Raw genomic sequence first — 25390 nt, 5'->3', positions numbered from 1 at the left:
CCGGTCTCCACCAACACGGGCGTCCTCAATTCTTGCAGGCGGGCGGCTGGCACATGAGCTTGCTCAGCGCCTGGTAGAAGACGTCGGAGATCTTGCGCGGGTCCGGCGTGCTGAACGACTCGCCGCCGGTGGCGGCCGAAACCTGCTGCAGCTCGCTCGCGTCGATGTCCGGGCCGATGCCGATCCCGATCACCGGCAGCGGTTTCCGCGGGTCCTGCAGCCTTCCCAGCTCGGCGAGCAGCCCGGGCAGCCCGACGGAGTCACTGTCCTCGTTGCGGCCGTCGGTGAGCACGACGACGACGTTGATCCGGCCGAGCTGCCAGTTCTGCCGGGCGTTCTGGTAGGCGGCGAGGATCGAGTCGTACAGCCCGGTCGCGCCGCCGGGTTTCGGCTTGACCGCCTGCAGTGCCGCCAGCCCGCCCGCGGCGAGCTGCTGGGACAGGGGCCGCATCGGCAGCAGTTCCCGGTAGTCCTTGTCGCCGTCGAGCCGGGTCGAGAACAGCCACAGGCCGATTTCGGTCGTCGGCTTGAACAGCCCGAGCCCCTGCGTCGCGGCTTCCAGGGTGAGCGCCATCCGGCTGCGGCCGGTGCCGGGGACGGTGGCGGCCATCGAGCCGGAGACGTCGAGCAGCACCTGGACGCGGGCGCTGAGGTTCGCCCCGGCCCACGCCTGGAGCACGCCGTACATCGCGTCGGGTGCCGGCGGCCCGGCCGGGCGCGGCGCGGGGTCCGTGCGCGTGGTGCCGGCCTGCCGGTCGCCGAGCAGCTGCCCGGACGGCGTCCGGAAACCGGCGTTGCCGAACGCCGCGGTGGCGGTCTGGTCGAGCAGCAGCCGCAGGAACCGCTCGGCCGCCGACCGGGACGCCTCCGACGCGCGCGGCAGCACGACGTACGGGTAGTCGAAACCGGGCACGCCGGCCGCCGGGTACGCGGCGACGAGCTTGCGCGCCAGCACGGACTGCTCCGACGCCGGCGACGCGGTGAACGGCTCCTGCACCGCCGAAAGCCTGCGGATCTCCTCGGTGAACGCGGCGGCCGGATCGGGCGCGTCCGTTGCCAGCTGCCGCAGGCCGATCAGCGCGGCGATCGCGGCGGGGTCGCGGTTCGGGTCGGGCAGGCCGACCGGGCTTCCGGCGAGGACGTCCGCCCACGACGGCGCCTTGCCCGGCCAGCCCGCATGTTTCGCGACGTCGTCGGTCAGCGCCAGCACCACCGGGGAGCTCGCCACGGACTGGCCGGACTCGGGCAGGTTCCACGCGCCGCCGTCGCGGGCCCGCAGCAGCCACGTGCTCGATTCCGGCACCCAGACGTCGGGGCCGGTCGCGCCGTTGGCTTCGAGCGCCGCCGCGGTCGCCGCGGAAGGTGCCGCGGTGACGTCGACGGTGTAGCAGTCCCGCTCCGGCACGGTCCGGGCGAGCGAGGCGAGCACCGGCGCGATGTCCGGTGAAGCGGTGACGCGCACCGGCGTCGTGGTGTCACAGCCCCCGGTGGCGAGGCGGTCGCGCAGGTAGTCGGCGCCGAACCAGGCGAGCAGGGCGGCCACGAGCAGCACGCACAGGACGACGACCCGCGCGTCGATGCGCCGGGCCCGCACCGGGTGTGCCGCCATGCACGTCCCTTCCGTCGTGGAGTCCTGGCAGCTTGCCAGCCGGGTGAGCGGGAAGCCAGTGCCGACAGCGGAAAGTGACCATCGGGCGTGAACGGGCGGTGAAGGAATTGCGCGATGCGGCCGTTTTGGTGATTGACAGGAACTGCCCGGTGTTTTCGCTTGACGCGCTTCCCACCGGGGTAACTGCACGATGGCGAAAACTCCCGGGAGAAACAGCGAAACGGAGTTCGAACCCGTGCGCACGATGTATGACGCGGTGACGGCCGCGAACATCCCCGCCGGCGCCCGGATGGTCGCGGGGTACATCGACAAGATCAAGCTGGAGCCGTGGTCGGCGGCCGATTGGGCGCGCTTTCCCGGCGCGGTCAAGGTCACGATCGTCAAGAAGGCCTCGACGAACGCCGGTCACGTGCTCGACGTCGAGCCCGGCGACGCCACCCCGGCCGAGGCGCCGGGCTGGGTCCGGATGCGCCGCGCGGCGGGCGCCGACCCCTCGGTGTACTGCGACCTCTCGACGTGGCCGTCGGTGCGTTCGGCGTTCTCGTCGGCGGGCGTCGCCGAGCCGCACTACTGGATCGCGCACTACGACGGCGATCCCGCCATCCCGGCCGGCGCGGTCGCCAAGCAGTACCGCGGGAACGTCGCCCCGGGCTACGACGTCTCGTCGGTCGCCGACCACTGGCCCGGCGTGGACGGCACGGCAACGGACTCGACCGGAGTGGAGATCATGGAGCGCATCACCGTCACCCCGCCGAACGCCGACGAGAACGCGGTGCGGGTCTTCCTGTCCGGCAGCCAGGGCGCGGCGGTGATCGTCCGCCCCAGGATCGGCGGCGACGGCTACGCGAACCCGATGTGGGTCGGCGACATCTTCGCGTGGGGCAGCGACCACAGCGGAATCGGCCACAACCCGAAGCAGGACCCGGGCTACGACCCGCGCCTGACGTCCCACCGCCGCTACGACCTGCCGGGCGCGGTCTGGGCGGACATCAACTACAGCGCGGCGGACCCCTTCGAGATCGACATAGTCGGCTAGCGGAAGGCACGCCCCCCGTCCCAATGCGGCCTTGGGTGCGTCCCACGCACCGAAGGGCCCCTTCGTTGCGTCCCACGCACCGAAGGGCCCCTTCGTTGCGTCCCACGCACCGAAGGCCACATTGGGGCGCTTGCGCTCGGCTCAGGCTGGCGGCAGGGCGCGGCACAGCGCGTCCAGCGCCGCCGGGTAGGCGTGTTCCGGCGGGGCCGCGTAGCCGACCACCAGACCGTCCATTGTGGACCCCGTCGCGTCCGGGTGGCGGAACGGCGCCAGGCCGTCCAGGGCCAGTCCCTGCCACGCCGCCGCCTTCACCGCCGATCGTTCCGTGCCCGGCGGCAGCCGGAGCACCGCGTGCAACCCCGCCGCGATGCCCGTCGGCTCGACGTGCGGGGCTCGTTCGGCCAGTGCCGTGACGAGCGCGTCGCGGCGACGGCGGTACCGCTGCCGCATGCGGCGGATGTGCTGGTCGTACGCACCCGATTCCAGGAACTCCGCCAAGGTCAGCTGGTCGAGCACGCCGGTCCACGCCTCGCGCTCGCCTTTCACCGCCAGCACCGCGTCCACCAGCGCCGCGGGCAGCACGAGCCACCCGAGCCGCAGCGCCGGGGACAGGCTCTTGCTCACCGATCCGACGTACACGACGTGCTCGGGATCGAGCCCCTGGACCGCGCCGACCGGTTTGCGGTCGTAGCGGAACTCGCCGTCGTAGTCGTCTTCGACGAGCACGCCGCCGGTCGCGCGGACGTGGTCGAGCACCGCCGTGCGGCGGTCGTGGTGCAGCGGGCCGCCGGTCGGGAACTGGTGCGCGGGCGTCAGCAGCACCGCCGGCGCCGTCAGCTCGTCGACGCGCGCGCCGTTTTCGTCCAGCGCGAGGGGAATCGTGCCGATCCCGGCGTGCCGGAAGATCGAGCGGTGGAACGGCAGGCCGTACGCCTCGACGGCGAGCGGGCCGGGCAGCACCGCCGGGAACAGCAGCCGCAGCGCGTGCGCGAACCCCGAGCAGACGACGATCCGCTCCGGTGACGTCCGCACGCCGCGGGCCCGGGCCAGGTACCGCGCCAGCGCTTCCCGCAGTTCCGGCCGCCCGCGCGGGTCGCCGGGGCCGAAGGTGTCGTGCGGTGCGACGTTCAGCGCGCGACGCGCGGCCGCGAGCCACTCGGTCCGCGGGAACGCCGTCGCGTCCGGCCGGCCCTGCCGGAGGTCGAACCGCGGCTTCGGCGCCTCCGGGACCGGCTTGGGCGTCCGGGCCGCCGTCAGCGGCTCGGCCCGGGACGCGACGCGGGTGCCCGAACCCTGGACGGCGGCCAGCCAGCCTTCGGCGACAAGCTCGGCGTAGGCGTCCGCGACGGTGTTGCGGGCCAGCCCGAGGTCGGCGGCCAGCGACCGGTACGGCGGCAGCCGGGTCCCGGGGGCGAGCCGCCCGGAGCGGACGGCCTCGCGCAACGCGGTGATCAGCGCGGCCCGCTTGCCGCCGGTGCCCGTCAGGTCCAGGTGCAGGTCCGCACCCAGCCGCCCGCCCAGATTGACCCATGATTCCGGCACGGAAATGCACCCTACATCGCGGTCAATCGAGCCGTAGATTTCCGGTCATGACGAACCGCCTGAACTTTGCCAAGACCGCACCGAAGGCCTTCAAGGCCCTGATCGGTTTCGACGCCGCCGCCCGCGCCGGGCTGGACCCGGCGCTGGTCGAGCTGGTCCAGATCCGCGCGTCGCAGCTCAACCGCTGCGCCTACTGCCTGCACATGCACACCTCGGACGCCCGCAAGGCGGGGGAAAGCGAGGAGCGGCTGCACATGGTGGCGGTGTGGCGGGAGGCCACGAGCTTCTTCAGCGCGCAGGAGCAGGCCGCGCTGGCCCTGACCGAAGCCGTCACGCTGATCTCGGCGGCCGGCGTGCCCGACGACGTCTACGCCCGCGCCGCCGGCCAGTTCGACGAAGCGGAATTGGGCCAGCTGCTCGCGCTGATCTTCGCGATCAACACGTGGAACCGCATCGCGATCACGACCGCCAAGGTGCCCGGCACGGACGAGCGGGTGGCGCGGTGAACCGCCGTGCGCGCGCCATACTGGCGTTGCCGGCCTTCGCGCCAGCGTCAGCGTCGCCGGGAAGAGCAACGCCCCGCCCAGCCCCTGACCGGCCCGCGCCGTGACGAGCAGGCCGGTCCCGGCGACGCTGACGCTGGTCAGCACCTCGTTCGCGGCCGGTCGCGAGCGCAACCGCGCCTCCGCGGTGTGGGACACCGCGGGCGGCTGCGGGGATGCTCCTCGGGTCCCTGCTGGGGGCGTGCTGACGCGCACGTTCGGGACGCTGCTGTACTTCCTCACCGGGTACTTCCAAGGCGTGCGCGGCTACGGCGCGCTCGCGACCGGGCTGGCGTTCGGGGTGCCGATCGCCGCGATCGCGGCGGGGGTTCGCAGGCGGCGGGCGGGCGGGCCACCCAGCAGGCCGGTGGCGCGGCGGGACTCGCGGTGGCCAACGCGGGCGGACGAGGTGGCCGGCCTGCGCACGGCGGTACTGCTGGCCGCGACGGGAATCGTGCCCTGCGGTTCACCGGTTCGCCCGAGCCGGTGGCGGCTCCGGTTTCCACACCGGCGGACGGCGCCGGCGAAACGCGGAAGAACCACCATCCCCCGCGATGGTGGTTCTTCCGCGTTGCTCAGTCGGCGAGGGCGAGCAGGTCCGCTTCCGCGACCGGCTCCACCGCCGGCTTCTTGCGGGCGGCCAGGCCGCTGATGGCGATCAACAGGCCCAGCACCGCGATGCCGGTGACCACGCTCAACGCCGGTGTCAGACCGGTGAGCAGCGCGGCCGGTGAGGCTTCGCGGCCGCCGTTGGCGGTCAGGACCGCCGTCACCACCGCCAGCCCGATCGCGCCGCCGACCTGCAGTGACGTGTTCAGCAGGCCGCCCGCCAGCCCCTGCTCGCTGTCCGAAATCCCGTTCGTGGCCTGGATGTTCAGCGAGGAGAACGCCAGCGTGAAGCCGATGCCGAGCAGGATCATGCTGGGCAGGACGCTGCCCGCGTAGCCCGAGTGCTCGTCGATGCGCAGGAACAGCGCGTAGCCGATGACGTGCGCGACCACGCCCGCGAAGATCGTGCGGGGCGTGCCGACGCGGTCGATCAGCGGCTCGATCCGCGGCGAGCCGAACGCAACGATCAGCGCCGCCGGCAGGAAGCCGAGCGCGGTCTGCAGCGCGGACCAGCCCAGGACCCGCTGCAGGTACAGCATCACGACGAACTGGAACCCGATGTACGCGCCGAAGAACAGCGCGCCGCCGAGGTTGGCGCGGGCCAGCGGGCCCGAGCGGAGGATCCCCAGCCGCAGCAGCGGGTGGCTGCTGCGCTTTTCGATGACCACGAACGTCACGAGCAGGGCCAGGGCGACCACGAACGTGATGAGCGTGCGCGGCGCGGCCCAGCCCACCTCCGGCGCCTCGACGACGCCGAACACCAGCAGCAGCGACCCGGCGGCGCCGGTGATGGCGCCCGGGAAGTCGTACCCGCGGCCCTCTTCCCGCTGGTACGACGGGATCAGCCGCCACGCCGCGACCAGCGCGACGAGCGCGATCGGCGCGGGCAGCAGGAACGTCCAGCGCCAGCCGACCTCGGTCAGCAGGCCGGAGAACACGAGACCGGCGGAGTACCCGCTGGCGCCGAACACGGCGAAGATGCTGATCGCCTTGTTGCGGGCCGGGCCCTCCTGGAACGTCGTGGTGATGATGGACAGCGCGGCCGGCGCGGTGAACGCGGCGGCCAGGCCCTTGACGAAGCGGCTCGCGATGAGCAGCGCGCCGTCGTCGACGAGCCCGCCGAGGAGCGAGGCGAGCGCGAAGACCGCGACGGCGACGAGGAACACGCGGCGGCGGCCCAGCAGGTCGGCGGTGCGGCCGCCGAGGAGCAGCAGCCCGCCGTAGCCGAGGACGTAGCCGCTGACGACCCATTGCAGCGCGCTGGTGGACAGGCCGAGGTCGGCCTGGATGGCGGGGAGCGCGACCCCGACCATCGACACGTCGAGCGCGTCGAGACCGATGACGATCGAAACGGTGAGCAGGACACCCCAGAGACGTGCGTCCCACCGGGTCGAGGTGGTGGACAAGGACACGGAAGAGCTCATGGCGGCGACAGTACATGCACACGCATCTAATGTCCACGCATTTAATGTATTTGCATCTGATGCTCGCGCATGGTAAGTTGGCCGTCGTGAGCGACGTCGCCGAGCAGGGCCTGGTGCAGGAGTGGCACGAGCTGCTGGCGCGCTACTCGGCCGTGTTCAGCACGCTGGAGTGCCGCCTGCAGGAGCGCCACGGCATCGGCGCGAACGAGTTCGAAGCACTGGAACGCCTCGCGACCTGCGACTTCAAGTGCCGGTCGGCCGACCTGACGGAGGCGGTCCACCTGAGCCAGAGCGCCACGTCACGGCTGGTCGCCCGCCTCGAGAAGGAGGGCCTGGTCGAGCGCGCCCTGTGCGAGATGGACCGGCGCGGCATCTTCGTGACGCTCACCGACGCGGGCCGCGAGCGCTACCAGGCGGCGAAGCAGACGCATCGCGAAGTGCTCAACGAAGTCCTGCGCTGACCTCAGCCGGGCTTTCCGCGGCGGCCGGGCCGCCGCAGCGGACGCGCTGCCGAGCGCCGAAGAACCCGCGCTGACCTCAGCCGACCGGCCCCTCGGCGGCCGTCACCTTCACCTGCTGCTGCCCGCCCGAGGCGTCCGACACCGTCAGGGTCAACTCGTCACCCGGATGGTGAGTGTCCATCACCGCCGTCAACGTCGTCGCCGAATCGATCGGCTTGCCGTCGACCGCCGTGATCACTTCGCGCGGCGTCACGCCAGCCCGCTGGGCCGGGCCTCGCGGGACCACCTCGCTGACCCGGGCTCCCTGGCCCGGGGCGTCCGACACCGAGACGCCGATGAACGCCGTCTTGCCGATGTGGATCTTGTCCGTCGCCGCGCCCGCCACGATCTTGTGCGCGATGTCGACGGCCTGGTTGATCGGGATCGCGAACCCCTCGCCGCCCGCGCCGCTGCGGCGGCCGTTCAGCTGGTAGCCGGTGGACGCCGCCGTGTCCACGCCGACCACCTGCGCGTCCGCGTTGACCAGCGGGCCGCCCGAGTCGCCGGACTCGATGTCCGCATGGACCTGGATCAGCCCGGTCAGCTGCTCGGACGAGCCGCTGGACTCGTCCGACGCGGTGATCGACTGGTCCAGCGCCGCGACCGTGCCCGGCGCGGGCACCGGGTCGCCGCCGCGGCCGCCGGCGTTGCCGAGGCCGAGGATCTGGTCGCCGACCTTGACCGACGACGAGTCGCCGATCGTCGCGGCCGGCAGGCCGGACGCGTCCTCGAGCCGGATGACCGCGATGTCCTCGCTGCGGTCGTAGCCGATCACGGACGCCTGGTACGTCTCGCCGGTGCCGATGCTGGTCGCCTTGATGCTCGTCGCCCCCGCGACGACGTGGTTGTTCGTCAGCACCTCGCCGTCCGGGGTGAGCACGATGCCGGTGCCCGCCGCGGCCGCGCCCTGCAGGCCCAGCTCGGTGGTGATGTTGACGATGGCCGGGCTGACCTTCGCGGTCACGGCGGCGGCGTCGAGCACCGTCTGGGACGTGCTGGGCGGCCCGGAGAAGCCGAAGTTCTGGTTCCCGCCGCCCTCCATCGAAGGGTCCGACGATTGGATGTACCGCCAGACGCCCAGCCCGAACACCACCGCGACGATCCCGAACACCAGGGGCAGCGACGTACGCCGCTTGGGCGGCGGCTGGTAGCCGGGCTGCGGGTAGCCGTAGAACGGCTGCGTGTAGGGATCGTACGGCCGCCCCCACTGGTCACGGGGCGGCTCGTAGGGCGGCGGCTGCCGGTAGTGGCCCTGGCCATAGCCGTACGGGTACTCCCCGCCGCCGTGCGGTCCCCGGTCGTACTCGCTCATGCCCAGCTCCAGCCCTCGACAAGCCTCCGGCCCTTCCAGGAAACGCCCCGATCCTGAGAATTTCCTGGCGCGGTCCCATGGACTTGCTGTGGATACCCCGGGCGAGCGCGCCGGACCTGCCCACGTGATCCATGTTACGTCGGCCGGGCCCCGGTCACCGCCGGATCCGCGCCATGCCGGGATCCACCAGCGGTTCGGCGGCCACCGTGGTCGCGACCCGGCGCCCGAAGTACTCGATCTCCACACCGCGGCCGATCTCCACCGATCCCGGCAGCCACGCGTAGGCGATCGGCCGGCCCACCGTGTAGCCGTACGCGGCACTGGTGACGTAGCCCGCCGCGACGCCGTCGACGAACACCGGTTCCTTGCCGAGCACGACCGTCCGGCCGTCGTCGACCGTCAGGCACCGCAGCCGCCGCGACGCCGTTTCCTCGCTGCGGCCCTCGATGGCGTCCCGGCCCACGAACGGCCCCTTGGCCGGACGCACCGCGAACGCCAGGCCGGCCTCGTACGGGTCGTGCTCGGTGGTCATGTCGGTGCCCCACAGCCGGTAGCCCTTCTCCAGCCGCAGGCTGTTGAACGCCGCCCGTCCCGCCGCGACGACACCGAGACCACGACCGGCCGCCCACAGCGCGTCCCACAACCGGAGGCCGTTGTCGGCACCGGTGTAGATCTCCCAGCCCAGTTCGCCCACATAGGACAGTCGCATCGCGACGACCGGGACTCCCGCGATCCGGGCCTTGCGCGCCCGGAAGTACTTGAGCCCCTCGTGCGAGAAGTCCTCGCGCGACAGTGGCTGCACGAGGTCCCGCGCGAGCGGGCCCCACACACCGATGCAGCACGTCCCGCCGGTGACGTCCCGGACGCGGACCCCCGGCGGCGCGTGCTTGACGAAGTGGTCGACGTCGATGTTGCCGTTGATGCCGACCTGGAACACCTCCCGCTCCAGCCGCGCCACGGTGACATCGCTGCGGACGCCACCGGCGTTGTCGAGCATCAGCGTGTACGTCACCGACCCCACCGACTTGTCGAGCTGGTTGGTCGTCAACGACTGCAGGAATTCGAGCGACCCCGGTCCGCTGATCTCGACCCGCTTCAGCGGCGTCATGTCGTACAGCGCGACGCCGTGGCGCGTGTGCCACGCCTCGGCGGCCGCGATCGGCGAGTGGAACTGCGCCGACCACGCGTCCCGCGCCGGCGGCAGCCAGTCGTGCGGCAGCTTCTTCAGCAGCGGCGCGTTGGCCTCGAACCAGTGCGGCCGCTCCCAGCCGCCCGCCTCCAGGAACACCGCGCCCAGCTCGCGCTGCCGCGCGTGGAACGGCGTGACCCGCAGGTCACGCGGGGAAAGCTTGGGCTGCAACGGGTGCAGGATGTCGTAGACCTCGACGAAGTTCTGCTGCGCCGTCTCGTGCACATAGGACGGTGCCAGCTGGACGTCCTCGAAGCGGTGCACGTCGATCTCGTGCACGTCGACTTCGGAGTGCCCGGACACCAGCAGTTCCGCGACCGCCTTCGCGATGCCCGCGGAGTGCGTCACCCAGATCGCCTCGGCCAGCCAGAACCCGCGGACGTCGGCGGACTCGCCGACGAGCGACTGGCCGTCCGGGGTGAACGAGAAGATGCCGTTGAAGCCCTCCTCGACCTTCGTCTGCCGCAACGCGGGCAGCAGCAGCTTGCTCTGCTCCCACGACGGCGCGAAGTCGTCCTCGGTGAAGGGCAGCATCGACGGCATGGCCGTCCCGGTCACCGCCGGGTCCAGGGTGGACTCCTCGACGGGCATCGGGCGGTGCGCGTAGGACCCGATCCCGAGCCGGTCGACGTGCTCCCGGAAGTACAGGTCCTGGTCCTGGTGCCGCAGGATCGGCAGGCTCGCCTCGGTCTCTTCGGTGTTGCGCCCGACGAGTTCGGCGACCTGCCCGGTCTTGGCGTACTGGTGCGCCAGCGGCAACAGCGGGACGTCCATCCCCACCATGGCGCCGATCTCGCGGCCCCAGAACCCGGCGCACGAGACGACGACGTCGGCCGGGAAGTCACCCTGGTCGGTCCGGACGCCGGTGACGCGGCCACCCTCCTGGAGGACGTCGGTGACCTTGGTGGCCCCGACGAACCGCGCGCCGCGCCCGGTGGAGCGCGAGATCAGCACCTCGACGGCCTTCGCGGCCCGGGCGAGACCGTCGGTCGGGACGTACAGCGCGCCGAACACCCGCGAGCCGTCGAGCAACGGCCACCGCCGGACGCACTCTTCGGCGTCGATGAGCGAGCCGGAGACCCCCCACGACGTCGCCCAGCCGTGCTTGCGCTTGAGGTCTTCCCAGCGGGCCGGCGTGGTCGCGACCTCCATGCCGCCGACCTGGCGGAAGCAGTCCAGCTCCAGGAACTTCTCGACGGTGTAGCGGGCGAAGTCCGTCATCGCCTTGGACGCGTTGGTCTGGAACACCAGCCCGGGCGCGTGCGAGGTGGACCCGCCGGTGCGCGGCAGCGGGCCGCGGTCGAGCACGGTCACGTCGGTCCAGCCGCGGGCCGTCAGCTCGTCGGCCAGGTTCGCGCCGACGATGCCGGCGCCGATGATCACTACGCGGGGTGCGGTCATGGCGGACTCCTAACGGAAGACGACCGTGCTGTTGCCGTTGAGCAGGACGCGGTGTTCGCAGTGCCAGCGCACCGCGCGGGACAGGGCGAGGGCTTCGGCGTCGCGGCCGACGGTCACCAGCTCGCGCGGCGAGTACGTGTGGTCGACGCGCTGGACCTCCTGCTCGATGATCGGGCCCTCGTCGAGGTCGGGCGTCACGTAGTGCGCGGTCGCGCCGACGTACTTGACGCCACGGTCGTAGGCCTGGTGGTAGGGCTTGGCGCCCTTGAACCCGGGCAGGAACGAGTGGTGGATGTTGATCGCGCGGCCTTCGAGCTTCTGGCACAGCTCGTTCGACAGCACCTGCATGTACCGGGCGAGCACGACCAGGTCCGCTTCGTGCTCCCCGACCAGGTCGAGCAGGCGCTGCTCGGCGTCCGGCTTGGTCTCCGGCGTGACCGGGACGTGCGCGAACGGCACCCCGGCCGCCTCGGCCATCGGCCGCAGGTCCTCGTGGTTGGACACGACCAGCGCGATCTCGGCGCCGAGACTGCCCGCCCGCCAGCGGAAGAGCAGGTCGTTGAGGCAGTGCCCGAACTTCGAGACCATGACGAGGATCCGCGGCGGCGTCCCGTCGGAGAACTCGAACTCCATGGCGAAGTCGCCGGCCACCGGGGCGAACGCGCGGGTCAGATCGTCCACTGTGGCCGCCCGGGCGCAGGTGAACGACGTGCGCAGGAACAGCGAGCCGCGCACGTCGTCGTCGAACTGCTGGTGCTCGACGATGTCGCAGCCCTGCCCGACCAGGAACGTGGTGACGGCGTGCACGATGCCCGAGCGTTCCGGGCACTTGAGCGTCAAGGTGAAGGTCATGGCACGTACTCCAGGCTCGCGTCGGCCAGCCAGGCCGTGAAGTAGTCCGAGAACGACTGGCGGACGAGGATCGTGAAACCGTCTTCCCGGACCATGAGCACGATCCCGGTGCGCGCGAGAAGCGTCTGGACGCACGTGCCCGGCGGCGACACGGCCGGGTCCAGGTCGATCGAGCAGCCGTGGGCCAGCACGTCGGCCGCGTACGACCCGGTGAGCCGGAAGACCTTGCGCTGGGCCGAGACGTCGACGACCGCCGCCGCGCCGTCCGCCCGGAGCCCGGCTTCCAGCTCGGCCTGACGGCCGGGCTCGGCGAGCACCAGGTACTCGTCCGGGCCCATCCACAGGATGTCGACGCCGTCGCCGCTGACGAACGTGCACGGCGTCGGCAGCTCGACGCCGAGCAGGGCACGCCCGTCCCGGAGGCGCACGGTGAGTTGCGTGCGGAACGGTTCTTCGGTCACGTCAACCGTCACGGCGGGCTCCTTCCTTGTCGAAGAGCACGGAGTCGGTCACGGTCACCGGGACCACCTCGTCGCCGACCGGGACGTACAGCGTCTCGCCGATCCGCTCGCGGCCCGAGCGGACGAGGGCCAGCGCGAACGTCCGGCCGAGGGCGGCGCTGTCGTAGCTGGAGGTGACGTGGCCGAGCATCCGCACCGGCGGTTCCGGCAGCGTCTCCGATTCGATGATCTGCGAACCTTCCGGCAGCAGCACCGCCGGATCGAGCGGCAGCAGGCCGACCAGGTGCTTGCGGTCCGGCCGGTTGTTCTCCGCGCGGGCGAAGGAGCGTTTGCCGATGAAGTCGGCCTTCTTCTTCGACACCGCCCACGACATCCCGAGGTCCTGCGGGGTGACCGTGCCGTCGGTGTCCTGGCCGATGATCGGGTAGCCCTTCTCGGCGCGCAGGACGTGCATGGTCTCGGTGCCGTACGGCGTGGCACCCTCGTCCACTATGGACTGCCAGAGCACGGGCCCGTGCCACGACGGGACGTTGATCTCGTAAGCCAGCTCGCCGGAGAAGCTGATCCGGCAGACCCGCGCCGGGATCCCGGCGACCTCGGCGTCCTGCCAGGTCATGAATCCGAAGGCCTCGTTGGAGACGTCGAGGCCCGGCGCGAGGCGGCCGAGCACCTCCCGTGAGCGCGGGCCGACGAGGGGGATCGTGGCCCAGTGCTCGGTGACCGACGTGGCGAACACGTCGAGGTGCGGCCACTCCGTCTGGAGCCACTCCTCCATCCAGTCGAGGATCTTCGCCGCGTTGCCGGTGGTGGTCGTGACCAGGAACCGGTCCTCGGCGACCCGGATGACCGTGCCGTCGTCGATCACCATCCCGTCGACGCCGCACATCACGCCGTAGCGGATCCGGCCGGGCTTCAGCGTGCTCATCATGTTCGTGTAGAGCATGTCGAGGAACCAGCCGGCGTCCCGGCCCTGCACGTCGATCTTGCCGAGGGTGGACCCGTCCATCACGGCGACGTCGTTGCGGGCCGCCCGGCATTCACGCCGGACGGCGTCGGCCATCGACTCGCCGGGCCGCGGGTAGTACCACGGCCGCTTCCACTGGCCGACGTTCTCGAACACGGCACCGTGCTCGACGTGCCACGGGTGGATCGTGGTGACGCGCACGGGATCGTGCAGCTCACCGCGGTTCCGCCCGGCCAGGGCGGCGAACGACACGGGGGTGTACGGCGGCCGGAACGTCGTCGGCCGGCGGTCGGCGAGGCCGACGCCGAGGGCTTCGGCCGTGATGCCGGCGGCGAGCATGCCGGACGTCTTGCCCTGGTCGTGCGCGGTCCCGATGGTCGTGTACCGCTTGACGTGCTCGAGCGACCGCAGCCCGGCGCCGGTGGCGCGCAGGACGTCCGACACGGTCGCGTCGCGCTGCAGGTCGACGAACCGCGTGTCCACTTCGGACTCCGGGGCGGGCACCTGCCAGAGCACCTTCGTCTCCGGCAGCCCTTCGCCCGCCGCGGCGCCGACGACGGTCACGTTCGGCAGGTCCCCGGCGGGGACGTACGCCCCGAGTTCCGGCGCGTACCGGAGGGTGCCGCGGGCCTGGCTGTACAGGTGCACGGCCGGGTTCCAGCCGCCGGACACGAGCAGCAGGTCGCACTCGACCCGCTCCCCCCGCAGCTCGCCCAGTTTCGCCACGTGGGCGGCCGTGACGTGGGAGCCGCCGTCGGTGCCGATGACTCCGTACCCCTCGCGGGCATCGACGATCCGCACGATCTCGGCCCCGGCCTCCGCCAGATCGGCGGCGGCGTCCAACGCGGAGTCGTTGGTGGTGAACACGACCACGCGCCGCCCGGCCAGGACACCGTAGCGGTTCAGGTACGTGCGGGCAGCCGAAGCCAGCATGATGCCGGGGCGGTCGTTGTCCGGGAAGACGATCGGCCGTTCGTGGGCGCCGGTGGCGATGACGATCCGCTTCGCCCGGATCCGCCAGACCCGCTGCCGCGAAACGCGCTCGGGGGCCGCGGGTTCGCCTCGGCGCTCGAGGGCGAGCACGAAACCGTCGTCGTAGACGCCGAACGCCGTCGTGCGCGAAAGGAACCGGACGCCTTCGGGCGCCTCGCCGTCAGGCTGGTCGTCGATCAGGAGCACCCGCCCTTCGGCCGACGCGGCGGCGGCGCGGCCGGCCGGTCCGGCACCGATGACCAGGACGTCGCAGTGGGCGTGCTTGGCGTCGTACCGCGCCCGGTCGGGCTCGGCGGCCAGCCGGCCCCGGCCGCGCAGGCCACGTGCTTCCAGGCCGTCGTACAACTCGACGGTCGTCGCGCTCAGCATCGGCTCGGGGAACGGCTTTTCGATCTGCACCAGTGCGTTCGGGTCCTCGACGCCCGCCCCCAGGATGCCGCGCGGCCTGCCGTGCTTGACGCTGGTCGCGACCTGGTGGATGCCGTTGGCGAGCAGCGCGGAAGCCAGGGTGTCGCCGAGGAAACCGGTCAGCTCGCGGCCGTCGAAGGTGAACTTGAGCGGGACGCCGGACAGTCGGGTCACGGGATCACCGGCCGGGGCTCGTCGAGGCGGTAGACCGCCAGGAGGTCGTGGGTGCGCGTGTCGCGGACGGCGTTGAACCACCGGCGGCAGCCCGCGGAGTGGCTCCACCGCTCGGCGAACGGACCGCTCGGGTTCTCGCGGAAGAAGACGAACTTCGCCCACTCCTCGTCCGGCAGCGCCGACGGGTCCGGCGGGTAGGCGACGTGCGCCTGGCCGCCGTAGTGGAACTCGGCTTCCTCGCGTGGCCCGCACCACGGGCAGGGGATCAGCTGCATCGGAATCTCCTAGTGCGCGACGGCGGCGGCGCCGTGCTCGTCGACGAGGGCACCGGTGGTGAACCGGTCGAGGCCGAACGGCTCGGCGTACTCGTGCGGCTTCCCGCGAGCGATGGTGTCGGCGTAGACGTCGCCGACACCGGGAGTGGCCTTGAAGCCACCGGTCCCCCAGCCGCAGTTGAGGAACAGGTTCTCGACCGGGGTGAGGCCGATGATCGGGGACGCGTCCGGGCTCGTGTCGACGATGCCCGCCCACGTCCGCAGCAGGTGTGCCCGCGCGAACACCGGGAACAGCTCCAGCGCGGCCGCCATCTGCTGCTCGATGACGTGGAACGAGCCGCGCTGCCCGTAGCCGTTGTAGCTGTCGATGCCGGCGCCCATCACGAGTTCGCCCTTGTGCGCCTGCGAGACGTAGACGTGCACGGCGTTCGACATGACGACCGTGGGATGGACCGGTTCGAGCAGCTCCGACACGAGCGCCTGCAGCGGATGCGACGTGAGCGGCAGGTCAAGGCCCACCATCTTCGCGAGCACGGACGTGTGGCCGGCGGCGCACAGCGCGACCTTGCCCGCGGCGATCCGGCCCCGCGACGTCTCGACGCCGGTGACGCGTCCGTTCGCCGTGGTGATGCCGGTGACCTCGCAGTTCTGGACGAGGTCGACGCCCAGCGCGTTCGCGGCCCGGGCGAAGCCCCACGCGACGTAGTCGTGCTTCGCGATGCCCGCGCGCGGCTGGAAGGTCGCGCCGAGCACGGGGTAGCGGACGTCCGGGGAGGTGTTGACGATCGGGCAGATCTCCTTGACGCCGTCGGCGTCCACCCACTCGGCGTCGATGCCGTTGAGCTTGTTGGCCTCGACCCGGCGGACGCTGTCGCGGACGTCCTGCAGGCTGTGCGCGAGGTTCAGCACCCCGCGCTGGCTGAACAGGATCGGGTAGCCGAGGTCGTCTTCCAGCCCTTCCCACAGCTTGAGGGAGTGCTCGTAGATGCCGGAGCTTTCGTCCCAGAGGTAGTTGGAGCGGATGATCGTCGTGTTGCGGGCCATGTTGCCGCCGGCGAGCCAGCCCTTTTCGAGCACGGCCACGTCGGTGATGCCGTGCACCTTGGCCAGGTAGTACGCGGTGGCGAGGCCGTGCCCGCCGCCGCCGACCACGACGACGTCGTAGGACGGGCGGGGGTCGGGGTTGTCCCAGAGGAAGTCCGGGTGTTCCGGCAGGTCGGTCATCGGGCCACCTCCGACGGGTAGAGCGGGAACTTCCCGGCGAGCGCCGTGACGCGCGTGCCGAGCTTTTCGGCGTCGAAGCCGGGCCGCAGCGTCTCGGCGATGACGTCGGCCGCCTCGCGGAACTCGGCGTCGCCGAACCCCCGGGCGGCCAGCGCCGGCGTGCCGATCCGCAGGCCGGAGGTGACCATCGGCGGGCGCGGGTCGAACGGCACGGCGTTGCGGTTGACGGTGATGCCGACTTCGTGGAGGCGGTCCTCGGCCTGCTTGCCGTCCAGCTCGGAGTCGCGCAGGTCGACGAGCACGAGGTGGACGTCGGTGCCGCCGGTCAGCACGGAGATCCGTGCCTCGGCCAGCAGCCGCTCGGCGAGGAGCTTCGCGCCGCGCAGCGTCCGCTGCTGGCGTTCGGCGAACTCCGGTTCGCCCGCCATCTTGAACGCGACGGCCTTGGCGGCGATGACGTGTTCGAGCGGGCCGCCCTGCTGGCCGGGGAACACGGCCGAGTTGACCTTCTTGGCCAGCGCGGGGTCGTCGGTGAGCACCACGCCACCACGCGGGCCGCCGAGCGTCTTGTGCGTGGTGGTCGTCGTGACGTGCGCGTGCGGGACCGGCGACGGGTGCAGCCCCGCGGCGACCAGCCCGGCGAAGTGCGCCATGTCGACCATGAGGCAGGCGCCCACTTCGTCGGCGATCTCGCGGAACCGCGCGAAGTCCAGGTGCCGCGGATAGGCCGACCAGCCGGCGATGATCAGCTTCGGCCGGTGCTCCTTCGCCAGCCGCTCGACCTCGGCCATGTCGACGCGGTAGTCCTTTTCGGACACCTCGTAGGCGGCGACGTCGTAGAGCAGGCCGGAGAAGTTGATCCGCATGCCGTGCGTCAGGTGGCCGCCGTGGGCGAGCGACAGGCCGAGGATCTTGTCACCGGGCTTGAGCAGCGCGGCCATCGCGGCGGCGTTGGCCTGCGCGCCCGAGTGCGGCTGGACGTTGGCGAACTCCGCGCCGAACAGCGCCTTGACGCGGTCGATGGCCAGCTGTTCCAGGACGTCGACGTGCTCGCAGCCGCCGTAGTAGCGACGACCGGGGTAGCCCTCGGCGTACTTGTTGGTCAGCACCGAGCCCTGCGCCTGCAGCACCGACAGCGGCGCGAAGTTCTCGCTGGCGATCATCTCCAGCGTCGACCGCTGGCGGTGCAGCTCGGCGCCGATCGCTTCGGCCACCGCCGGGTCGAAGTCGGCCAGGGACCGGTTGAGGACTGAGTCGATCGTCGCGGTCATCGCGAACCTTCCGTGGTCGACTTCTGATATATCAATCGTCGATGTAGGCTAAGCGGCGTGCATCCACCGGTCAATCCCCCGTCCCTGGCGGAACAGGCGTACCTCTTCGTCCGCGACCGCCTGGTCATGCTCGACATCCCACCGGGCTCCCCCATCAACGAAGAGGAGCTGGGCACGACGCTCGGCATGGGCCGCACGCCGATCCGCGAGGCGCTCAAACGCCTCGAGTCCGAACGGCTGGTCGTCGCGTACCCGCGGCGCGGGACGTTCGCCACCGACGTCAACATCTCCGACCTCGCGCACATCTCCGAGGTGCGGCGGACGCTGGAGCCGATGGCGACGGCCGCCGCGGCCGAGCGCGCGACCGCGGCCGACCGGGCGACCCTCACCGGGCTGCGCGCGCAGCTCGACGCCGGTGTCCCCGCCGGGGACAACGCCGAGCTGCTGCGCACGGACCTCGCCCTGCACCGGGCGATCTACCGCTGCGTGCACAACCCGTTCCTGGAGGACACGCTGATCCGGTACGACAACCTGGCGACCCGGATCTGGTGCGTGTTCGTGCCCCGGCTCGCGGGGATGGCCGGCCACGTCGACGAGCACGTCCCGCTCCTCACCGCGATCATCGAGGGCGACGCCGAGAAGGCCGCCGCCCTCACGCTGGAGCACGTCACCGGCTTCGAGGCCGCCATCCGGGCGTTGATCTAGACCGCCAGCCGCGCGCGGACCCAGTCGTGGAACGCGCCGATGTGGTGCTCGCTGGGCACGAGCACCCCGCCGTTGGCGTACGAGCGCGAGTCCATCGCGAGCTGGCAGCGTTCGCACGCCTCGAAGTCCTGCAGGTTGACGCGGTGGAACAGCTCGACCGAGCGGGACAGGTCCTTGCCCGACTCGACGACCCCGGGCAGGTAGAGCCAGTCGCAGCGCACCAGCGTCCGGTCGGGGGCCAGCGGGAACATCCGGTGGAAGATCACGTGGTCCGGGACGAGGTTGACGAACACCTGCGGCTTGATGGTGATGGCGTAGTAACGGCGGTCCTGCGCCTCGGTGACCCCGGGCAGCCGGTCGACGCCTTCGCTGCCGTCGACGGTGAAGCCCTTGATGTCGCTGCCGAACTCGGCGCCGTGGCCGACGTAGTACTGCGCGGCGTAACCGCCGGCGAACTCCGGCAGCACCTCGGTCAGCTCCGGGTGGATCGTCGCGCAGTGGTAGCACTCCATGAAGTTTTCGATAATCTGCTTCCAGTTCGCCTTCACGTCGTACTCGATGCGCTTGCCGAGCGCGAGGCCGTCGATGCCGTAGGCGTCGATCTCGCCCGGCCCGCCGAGGCGTTCGGTGACCGCGCCGATCACGGTGTCTTCGAACGACGGCGGCTCACCGGCCAGGCAGACCCAGGCGTACCCGAGCCACTCACGCAGGTGCAGCCGGGTGAGGCCGAACTCGACGCGGTCGATGTCCGGCATGCCGGTGAGGTTGGGCGCGGCGACGAGCTTGCCGTCGAGCCCGTACGTCCAGGCGTGGTACGGGCACTGGAACGCCCGCTTCACGGTACCGGTTTCGGCAGTGCACAGCCGCGCGCCGCGGTGGCGGCAGACGTTGAGGAAGGCGTTGAGCCGCCCGTCCCGGCCGCGCGCGACGAGGACGCTTTCCTTGCCGATCTGGACGGTTTCGTACGAACCGGGCGCCGCCAGGTCGGCGCTGCGCACGGCGCAGAACCAGTCGGCCTCGAAGATCTTCGCCTGCTCCAGCGCGAAGACCGCCGGATCGGTGTAGGCGGAGCCGGGCAGCGTGGCGAGCAGGCTCGGCGGCAGATCGGTTGTGGTCACCGGCGTGGTCCTCTCCGCGGATCAGGACGGGAGTAGTTGCGCAGAACGCGTCATGTTGCTCACTCCGGAACAGAGTGACTGCCGTCCCGACCGCCTGTCAACCCGCCTTTTTCCGTGACCACACGGGATTCACGCCGCCGGGCCGTCGATCGCCCGCCGGAACAGTGTTTCGATCTCCGCCCGGGTCGGGCGGGGATCAGCCAGGGCCGCCTGCATGAGCAGCCCGCAGAACAGGCCCGCCAGGAGCCGGCCGGTGAGCGGGTCCGTGCGCAGGCCGTACAGCTCGGTCAGCGCCTCGTCCCACGCCGCGCTCGCCTTGCGCAGCCGGGGGCGGTGCAGGGCCGCGACGTACAGGTCGTACTCGACGACGGTGTCCCGGTACTGCTCGCTGATGTAGCCCATCACCAGGTCGGCGAGCGCCGCGGCGAAGTCGGCGTCCGGCGGGAGCGCGGCCTCCCACTCCTTCAGCGCGTGGACGTTCCGCTCGGCGGCCTCGTGCAGCGCGACTTCCAGCAGGTCGTCGAGGGTCGCGAAGTGGTAGGTCGTCGAGCCGAGCGGGACCCCCGCCGCCGCGGCGACCGCGCGGTGGGTGAGCCCGTCGATGCCCCGCTGGGCGACCACTTCGATCGCCGCCTTGGCGATCCGCGCCCGCCGCTCGGGGTCGTTCGGGCCACGGCGCCGCGTCGCGCCGGGTTCGCTCTTCGCCATCTATCCCCCTTGTGGACATCTGTACATGATTCGCGTACAAATGTACGCACTCAACGCGCCGAGCAGCCACTACCGATCCGGGAAGGGGCGGCGAGTGAAGGACCTCCACATCGACGGGATCTGGACCGACGCAGCCGGCGGAACCAGCTCCGACGTGCTGAATCCCGCCACCGGCGAAGTCATCGCGACGGTCGCCGAGGCGGGCCGCGAGGAGGTCGAAGCGGCCGTCAGAGCCGCCCGCCGGGCCTTCGACGAAGGCCCGTGGCGCCGCACGACCGCCGCCGGACGCGCCGGGCTGCTGCGCAAGGTGGCCGGCCTCCTGGTCCGCGACCGCGAGGAGCTGGCCCGCACCGAGACCCTCGACACCGGCAAGACGCTGGACGAAGGCCGCATCGACGTCGACGACGTGACGAACGTCTTCCGCTACTACGCCGACCTCGCCGACAAGGACGCCGGCCGCCTGGTCGACGCGGGCAGCGCGACCGTCGTCAGCCGGATCGTGCACGAGCCGGTCGGCGTCTGCGCGCTGATCGCGCCGTGGAACTACCCGCTGCTGCAGATGTCGTGGAAGGTCGCGCCCGCGCTGGCCGCGGGCAACACCGTCGTGCTCAAGCCGAGCGAAGTCACGCCGCTGACCACGATCAAGCTCGTCGCCCTGCTGGAAGAGGCCGGCGCGCCGGACGGCGTCGTCAACCTCCTGCTCGGCGACGGGCGGGTCGGTGCGGCGATGGTCGAGCACCCGGGCGTCGACCTGGTCTCCTTCACCGGCGGTTACGCGACCGGCGAGAAGATCATGACGGCGGCGGCGAAGGGTGTCCGCCGGGTGGCCCTCGAACTCGGCGGCAAGAACCCGAACGTGGTGTTCGACGACGCCGACTACGACACGGCGCTCGACTACGCGCTGATGGCCGCGTTCGTCCACTCGGGACAGGTCTGCTCGGCGGGCGCGCGGCTGATCGTCCAGGACGGCATCCACGACCGGTTCGTCGCGGACCTCGCCGCGCGCGCCGACCGGATCCGCGTCGGCAACGGCCTCGACCCCGCGACCGAGACGGGCCCGCTCGTCTCCGCGCAGCACCGTGCCAAGGTCGAGAGCTACATCGAAAGCGCTCTCGCGGAGGGCGCCACGCTCCGCGCCGGCGGCAAGCGCCCGGACGGGCCCGAGTACGAAAGCGGTTTCTTCCTGCGGCCAACCGTGTTTTCCGGCTGCACGAGGGACATGGCGGTCGTCCGGGAAGAGGTCTTCGGCCCGGTCGTCACCGTGGAACGCTTCACCGACGAGGCCGACGCGATCAGGTTGGCCAACGACACCGAGTACGGGCTCGCCGGGGCCGTGTGGACGTCGGACGCGTCCCGCGCCCAGCGGGTCGCCGGGGCCCTGCGCCACGGCACCGTGTGGATCAACGACTACCACCCCTACCTGCCGCAGGCGGAGTGGGGCGGGTTCGGCCGGTCCGGCATCGGCCGCGAGCTGGGACCGTCCGGGCTCGCGGAGTACCAGGAAAGCAAGCACGTCTACCAGAACATCGATCCCGTTCCGCAGCACTGGTTCAAGGGCTGAAGCTCGTTCCGGTCAGCCCGCCGCCGGTCTTCGCGAATGTCACGCGGCGGGCGACGGCTGGACCAGCTTCACTGACAAGCTCCCTTCCCCCACCACGTGAGGACGCACGCGATGACCACTCAGGAAATACCGGCGGGCGGGGGGCCTGCTGCCGACGACTCCTCCGAACTGGAAAAGTTCGGCTACCGCCAGGAACTCGAGCGTTCGCTCGGGTCGTTCTCCAGCTTCGCCGCCGGGTTCAGCTACATCTCGATCCTGACCGGCGTGTTCCAGCTCTTCTTCTTCGGCTTCGGGTCGGGGGGCCCGGCCTTCATCTGGACGTGGCCGCTGGTCTTCATCGGCCAGTTCGCCGTCGCGCTCTGCTTCGCCGAGCTGGCCGGGCAGTTCCCGCTCGCCGGTTCGGTCTACCAGTGGGCCAAGCAGATCGCGAAGCCGGTGACGTCGTGGCTGGCCGGCTGGATCATGATCATCGGCGCGATCGTCACCGCGGCGGCCGTCGCGGTCGCCTACCAGATCATCCTGCCGCAGGTGTCGACGGCGTTCCAGATCGTCGGCAGCGACTCCGACGCGGGCCTGACGTCGACCCCCGGCGGGGCGCAGAACGCCATCATCCTCGCGCTGGTGCTGGTCGTGTTCGCCACGATCGTCAACATCATCGGCGTCAAGCTGATGGCCAAGATCAACAACTTCGGGGTCGCGGTCGAGCTGGGCGCCAGCATCCTGCTCGTGATCGCGCTGGCGATCCACATCAAGCGCGGCCCCGGCCTCGTCTTCGACACCCACGGCACGGGCAACGGCCAGTCGTGGGGCTACCTCGGCGCGTTCCTGGTCGCGTCGCTGATGAGCGCGTACGTCTTCTACGGCTTCGACACCGCGGGTTCACTGGCCGAGGAGACCACCCAGCCGCGCCGGCACGCCCCGCGGGCGATCCTGCGGGCGCTGACCGCGGCGTTCGTCGTCGGCGGGCTGATCATGCTGTTCGGCATGATGGCCGTCGGCAACCTGGACGCTCAGGAGCTGAGCACGTCCGGCATGCCGTACTTGCTGAAGAGCACCCTCGGCGAGGGGCTCGGCGACGCGTTCCTGATCTGCTCGGCGATCGCGATCACCGTCTGCTGCCTCGCCGTGCAGACCGCGGCGATCCGGATGACCTGGGCGATGGCCCGCGACGGCCGCCTGCCGTTCAGCCGCGCGATGGCGAAGGTGTCGCCGCGGTCGAAGACGCCGGTGCTGCCGGCCCTGCTCACCGGCGGCCTGACGATCGTGGTGCTGCTGATCAACCTCGGCAACCAGCGGGCGTTCTTCATCCTGACCTCGACCGCGATCATCCTGTTCTACATCCCGTACCTGATGGTCACCGGGCCGATGCTGGTGCGCCGCCTGCGCGGGCACTGGCCGCGCCCGGAGCACGGCCCGTACTTCAAGCTGGGCCGCTGGGGCACGCTGGTGAACCTGGTCGCGGTGCTCTACGGCGCCGCCATGACGATCAACCTGATCTGGCCGCGCGCCGAGGTCTACGGCGCAGACCACTGGTACTTCCAGTGGGGCGCCCTGATCGTCACCGGGCTGATCGCGGCCGTCGGCGCGACGATGCTGTACGTCCGGCGGCGCACGTGGGGTTCGGCGCACACGAGCCCCGAGCACATGCCCGACAACGCCCCGGATTCCCTGCCGGGCTGAGGAGGACGCGATGAGTTCCGAAACCTACGACTTCGTCATCGTCGGCGGTGGCTCGGCGGGCTGCGCGCTGGCGAACCGGCTCTCGGCCGACCCGGCGAACAAGGTCCTCGTCCTGGAAGCGGGCCGGTCGGACTACAAGTGGGACGTCTTCATCCACATGCCGGCCGCGCTGACGTTCCCGATCGGGTCGAAGTTCTACGACTGGGGCTACCGCAGCGAACCCGAGCCGTTCATGAACCGCCGTCGCGTCTACCACGCGCGCGGCAAGGTGCTCGGCGGGTCGTCGAGCATCAACGGGATGATCTTCCAGCGCGGCAACCCGATGGACTACGAACGCTGGGGCGCCGACCCCGGGATGTCCACTTGGGACTACGCGCACTGCCTGCCGTACTTCCAGCGCATGGAAAACTGCCTCGCCGACCCGCCCGACGGCAAGTGGCGCGGCCACGACGGCCCGCTGGAGCTGGAGCGCGGCCCCGCGTCGAACCCGCTGTTCCAGGCCTTCTTCGACGCGGCCGAGCAGGCGGGCTACCCGCGCACCGACGACGTCAACGGCTACCGGCAGGAAGGGTTCGCGCCGTTCGACCGGAACGTCCGCAACGGGCGGCGGCTCTCGGCCGCACGCGCGTACCTGCACCCGGTCCTGCACCGGCCCAACCTGACCGTGAAAACGCACGCGTTCGTGTCGCAGATCCTGTTCGACGGCACCCGCGCGGTCGGCGTCGAGTACGCGCAGGGCCGTAAGGTGCCGGAGGAGGTGTACGGCAAGGAGATCATCCTCTGCGGCGGCGCCATCAACACCCCGCAGCTGCTGCAGCTGTCCGGCGTCGGCAACGCGGCCGAGCTGGAGAAGCTCGGCATCGACGTCGTCAAGGACCTGCCGGGCGTCGGCGAGAACCTGCAGGACCACCTGGAGGTGTACATCCAGTACGCCTGCCAGCAACCGGTGTCGATGCAGCCGTCGCTGGCGAAGTGGAAGCGGCCCTGGATCGGCGCGCAGTGGCTGTTCCTGCGGTCCGGGCCCGCCGCCACCAACCACTTCGAGGGCGGCGGGTTCGTCCGGTCCAACGACGAGGTGAAGTACCCGAACCTGATGTTCCACTTCCTGCCGGTGGCGATCCGCTACGACGGCTCGGCACCCACGGAAGGGCACGGCTACCAGGTGCACGTCGGCCCGATGTACGCCGACACGCGCGGCTCGGTGAAGATCACCTCGACCGACCCGCGGCAGCACCCGGCGATCAAGTTCAACTACCTCTCGACCGAGAACGACCGCCGCGAATGGGTCGAAGCGGTGCGGGTGGCGCGGAAGATCCTCAACCAGTCGGCCCTGGACCCCTACAACGGCGGGGAGATCTCGCCGGGACCTCGCGTGGAGACCGACGAGGAGATCCTCGACTGGGTCGCCAAGGACGCCGAGACCGCGCTGCACCCGTCGTGCACCGCCAGGATGGGCGTGGACGAGAAGTCCGTCGTCGACCCGCAGACCATGCGGGTGCACGGCACCGAGGGCCTGCGCGTGGTCGACGCGTCGGTCATGCCCTACATCACCAACGGCAACATCTACGCGCCGGTGATGATGACCGCCGAGAAGGCCGCCGACCTGATCCTCGGCAACACCCCGCTGGCGCCGATCAAGCTGCCGTTCTACCGGCACGGGGACCCCACCGCCGCGAAGTGAGCCGCCACGCCGGAGCGCCCGTGCCACCATCCCCGGCACGGGCTCTCCGGCGTGTCCGGTTTCTCCGTTGTGCGGCAACGGAAACTACCCGCGCGTATCCCCTTGACTGAGGTCGGCACCGGACTCAGACTTGTTGCGTATCGCAGTCGAT

At 71.1% G+C, this 25390-nt stretch carries 21 protein-coding genes; 7 read left to right on the top strand and 14 right to left on the bottom strand.

The genetic code is table 11. The annotated features are described in order from the left end of the window. Window positions 1-25: 25 nt before the first annotated feature. Window positions 26-1609 (bottom strand): substrate-binding domain-containing protein, encoded by a 1584-nt coding sequence (locus tag BT341_RS14940; RefSeq protein WP_072476884.1) that lies wholly within the window; start codon window positions 1607-1609, stop codon window positions 26-28. Between the two features lie 235 nt (window positions 1610-1844). Here BT341_RS14940 and BT341_RS14935 point away from each other — a divergent pair, with 235 nt between their 5' ends. Beyond that, entirely contained in the window at window positions 1845-2645 is an 801-nt protein-coding gene (locus BT341_RS14935; protein WP_072476883.1) for a glycoside hydrolase family 25 domain-containing protein, read from the top strand. A 141-nt stretch (window positions 2646-2786) separates the two neighbouring features. On the opposite strand, the gene pdxR is transcribed toward BT341_RS14935, so the two are convergent. Then, window positions 2787-4187: a MocR-like pyridoxine biosynthesis transcription factor PdxR gene (gene pdxR, locus BT341_RS14930; protein ID WP_072476882.1), complete on the bottom strand. Its 1401-nt coding sequence runs from the start codon at window positions 4185-4187 to the stop codon at window positions 2787-2789. 47 nt (window positions 4188-4234) lie between these two features. On the opposite strand from pdxR, the gene BT341_RS14925 reads away from it, so the two are divergent. Further along, window positions 4235-4693 carry a carboxymuconolactone decarboxylase family protein gene (locus tag BT341_RS14925; RefSeq protein ID WP_072476881.1) on the top strand — a complete coding sequence of 153 codons (459 nt, stop codon included), beginning with the start codon at window positions 4235-4237 and terminating at the stop codon, window positions 4691-4693. Window positions 4694-4996: 303 nt separating this feature from the next. Here BT341_RS14925 and BT341_RS45300 read toward each other — a convergent pair whose 3' ends face one another. Beyond that, window positions 4997-5155 carry a hypothetical protein gene (locus BT341_RS45300; RefSeq protein WP_177328806.1) on the bottom strand — a complete coding sequence of 53 codons (159 nt, stop codon included), beginning with the start codon at window positions 5153-5155 and terminating at the stop codon, window positions 4997-4999. A 149-nt stretch (window positions 5156-5304) separates the two neighbouring features. Further along, window positions 5305-6762, bottom strand: coding sequence for an MFS transporter (locus BT341_RS14915; RefSeq protein WP_072476879.1), 1458 nt, complete (start codon window positions 6760-6762; stop codon window positions 5305-5307). Between the two features lie 86 nt (window positions 6763-6848). Here BT341_RS14915 and BT341_RS14910 point away from each other — a divergent pair, with 86 nt between their 5' ends. Continuing rightward, on the top strand, window positions 6849-7223 hold the full coding sequence (locus tag BT341_RS14910) for a MarR family winged helix-turn-helix transcriptional regulator (protein WP_072481953.1): 375 nt from the start codon (window positions 6849-6851) through the stop codon (window positions 7221-7223). Between the two features lie 76 nt (window positions 7224-7299). Here BT341_RS14910 and BT341_RS14905 read toward each other — a convergent pair whose 3' ends face one another. The 8 genes from BT341_RS14905 to glyA all read right to left on the bottom strand — a co-directional run bounded on the left by BT341_RS14905 (window position 7300) and on the right by glyA (window position 17786). Beyond that, entirely contained in the window at window positions 7300-8574 is a 1275-nt protein-coding gene (locus BT341_RS14905) for a S1C family serine protease (protein WP_072476878.1), read from the bottom strand. Between the two features lie 154 nt (window positions 8575-8728). Then, complete coding sequence (locus BT341_RS14900; protein WP_072476877.1) at window positions 8729-11164, bottom strand: GcvT family protein; 2436 nt, start codon at window positions 11162-11164, stop codon at window positions 8729-8731. 9 nt (window positions 11165-11173) lie between these two features. Then, window positions 11174-12016 (bottom strand): formyltetrahydrofolate deformylase, encoded by an 843-nt coding sequence (gene purU / locus BT341_RS14895; RefSeq protein WP_072476876.1) that lies wholly within the window; start codon window positions 12014-12016, stop codon window positions 11174-11176. Next, window positions 12013-12489 (bottom strand): sarcosine oxidase subunit gamma, encoded by a 477-nt coding sequence (locus BT341_RS14890; protein ID WP_072476875.1) that lies wholly within the window; start codon window positions 12487-12489, stop codon window positions 12013-12015. Before BT341_RS14890 ends, purU begins: the two co-directional genes overlap by 4 nt. Next, window positions 12479-15016 (bottom strand): 2Fe-2S iron-sulfur cluster-binding protein, encoded by a 2538-nt coding sequence (locus tag BT341_RS14885; RefSeq protein WP_072476874.1) that lies wholly within the window; start codon window positions 15014-15016, stop codon window positions 12479-12481. Before BT341_RS14885 ends, BT341_RS14890 begins: the two co-directional genes overlap by 11 nt. Then, window positions 15013-15291, bottom strand: a complete 279-nt coding sequence (locus BT341_RS14880) for a sarcosine oxidase subunit delta (RefSeq protein ID WP_072476873.1) — start codon at window positions 15289-15291, stop codon at window positions 15013-15015. The genes BT341_RS14885 and BT341_RS14880 overlap by 4 nt, the downstream gene beginning before the upstream one ends. A gap of 9 nt (window positions 15292-15300) precedes the next feature. Further along, window positions 15301-16515, bottom strand: coding sequence for a sarcosine oxidase subunit beta family protein (locus BT341_RS14875; RefSeq protein WP_072476872.1), 1215 nt, complete (start codon window positions 16513-16515; stop codon window positions 15301-15303). Next, window positions 16512-17786: a serine hydroxymethyltransferase gene (gene glyA, locus BT341_RS14870; protein ID WP_072476871.1), complete on the bottom strand. Its 1275-nt coding sequence runs from the start codon at window positions 17784-17786 to the stop codon at window positions 16512-16514. Before glyA ends, BT341_RS14875 begins: the two co-directional genes overlap by 4 nt. A gap of 57 nt (window positions 17787-17843) precedes the next feature. On the opposite strand from glyA, the gene BT341_RS14865 reads away from it, so the two are divergent. Next, on the top strand, window positions 17844-18491 hold the full coding sequence (locus tag BT341_RS14865) for a GntR family transcriptional regulator (protein ID WP_072476870.1): 648 nt from the start codon (window positions 17844-17846) through the stop codon (window positions 18489-18491). Here the strand turns inward: BT341_RS14865 and BT341_RS14860 are convergent. Together BT341_RS14860 and BT341_RS14855 are read right to left on the bottom strand one after the other, a co-directional pair. After that, complete coding sequence (locus tag BT341_RS14860; RefSeq protein WP_072476869.1) at window positions 18488-19609, bottom strand: aromatic ring-hydroxylating oxygenase subunit alpha; 1122 nt, start codon at window positions 19607-19609, stop codon at window positions 18488-18490. The genes BT341_RS14865 and BT341_RS14860 overlap by 4 nt on opposite strands. A gap of 129 nt (window positions 19610-19738) precedes the next feature. After that, window positions 19739-20317: a TetR/AcrR family transcriptional regulator gene (locus BT341_RS14855; RefSeq protein WP_072476868.1), complete on the bottom strand. Its 579-nt coding sequence runs from the start codon at window positions 20315-20317 to the stop codon at window positions 19739-19741. A 94-nt stretch (window positions 20318-20411) separates the two neighbouring features. Between BT341_RS14855 and BT341_RS14850 the strand changes: the two genes are divergently transcribed. The 3 genes from BT341_RS14850 (at window position 20412) to betA (ending at window position 25239) form a co-directional block, all read left to right on the top strand. Next, window positions 20412-21878 (top strand): aldehyde dehydrogenase family protein, encoded by a 1467-nt coding sequence (locus tag BT341_RS14850; protein WP_072476867.1) that lies wholly within the window; start codon window positions 20412-20414, stop codon window positions 21876-21878. Window positions 21879-21989: 111 nt separating this feature from the next. Beyond that, window positions 21990-23558 (top strand): amino acid permease, encoded by a 1569-nt coding sequence (locus BT341_RS14845; protein ID WP_072476866.1) that lies wholly within the window; start codon window positions 21990-21992, stop codon window positions 23556-23558. A gap of 10 nt (window positions 23559-23568) precedes the next feature. Continuing rightward, window positions 23569-25239: a choline dehydrogenase gene (gene betA / locus BT341_RS14840; protein WP_072476865.1), complete on the top strand. Its 1671-nt coding sequence runs from the start codon at window positions 23569-23571 to the stop codon at window positions 25237-25239. The last annotated feature ends 151 nt before the right edge of the window (window positions 25240-25390 follow it).

The organism is Amycolatopsis australiensis, assembly GCF_900119165.1.
GTDB lineage: Bacteria > Actinomycetota > Actinomycetes > Mycobacteriales > Pseudonocardiaceae > Amycolatopsis > Amycolatopsis australiensis.
Note: the sequence above shows the minus strand (reverse complement) of the source record. Positions and strands in the feature narration are given on the sequence as shown.